The following is a 1,141-nucleotide window of genomic DNA, read 5'->3' as shown; positions in this document are numbered from 1 at the left end:
GAAGAAGCAGCTTCGGGTATGCTTTCGCGTAGCGAAGAAAATATTCGTCTCGTCGCCGAGTCCTTAAAGTCAGCCTTTAACAAATTATACGTTCGGGAATTGCGAAAAGACCCTTTTCTTGAGGGCTTGTTAATGCTAGAAGTGATAATCGAACCAAGCGGGGAGGTTTCTTTCTGCCGTATCGTAAGTTCCGAGCTTAATCACCCTGTTCTCGAGAATAAAATTGTTAAACGAATGTATTTAGCTGACTTTGGTGTTGAGAATGTAATGCAAACCACCATAAATATCCCATTCCCTTTTCGCCCAAACTAGGTCGTTTGGCAAGGTAAGCGATGAGGGAAAGGAGTGAGCTAGTGTTTATAAAGTGAGACTACTTATTCAGGCATAAAAAAAAGGCACTAGTAGCCGAAAATACTAAGTGCCTTTTAAGGAGAATAAATTATCAGTTCTAACATGCCAATTAAGGAACCTCGTTAGATAGCTGCAAACAGGAAGAAGTTAGCGGCCTGAGTGCTCTTCTTCCTGTTTACCGATGAGGGAATAATACAGGCGAGGGGGGCGTAGTTGAATCGTCCAAAGGGCTTAGTTTGGGCGTAATTACCACTTATTTCACTTTGTTAAAGTAAATTCTAGGACTAAAGCGCCGTTATTCAGTCCCAACTAAGCCCCTCTTTGTTGCAGAGCACCTCAATTTAAGTGTTAAATAGATTAACGTAATCGTTAAAATGACAGCTGTTTGTCAAAATCACCCTTTAATGCTTCTCGATATAAACTATGCCCAAAAAAACAATTAGTTCCCGGAAAGGACGTTTTATCAAATTAGCTGGAATGACAGCCTCTGTAGCCGGTCGTTATGCCTCTGACCGGGTCAAGTCGGTTTTTAAATCTGATGATAATGCTGCCTTAAGTAAACGCGAAACCTATTCTAAAATGGCTGGTGATGTCGTTGATACTTTAGGTGAGCTTAAGGGGGCTGTGATGAAAATCGGACAGATCGCATCACAAACTCAAGATTTATTGCCCAAAGAGTTTTCAGAAGCATTAGTAAAACTCCAGAAAGAAGCGCCCCCAGTTGAATTTAGTATAATTAAGGCTCAGATTGAGCTCCAGTTAGGCGCGCCTTTGGATGAGCTTTACAGTC

General features: G+C 41.5%; 1 protein-coding gene and 1 pseudogene. Both read left to right on the top strand.

From position 1 onward, the window contains the following. Positions 1-312, top strand: a 312-nt coding sequence (locus A3735_RS27495) for an AgmX/PglI C-terminal domain-containing protein (protein WP_231882672.1), incomplete at its 5' end; no start/stop codon positions are given. Between the two features lie 462 nt (positions 313-774). Next, a pseudogene (locus tag A3735_RS27490) lies at positions 775-1,141 on the top strand (AarF/ABC1/UbiB kinase family protein); the annotation flags it as partial.

It is taken from the genome of Oleiphilus sp. HI0061 (assembly GCF_001635675.1).
The sequence above is the reverse complement of the archived record's forward strand: the minus strand, read 5'-3'. Positions and strand labels throughout refer to the sequence as shown.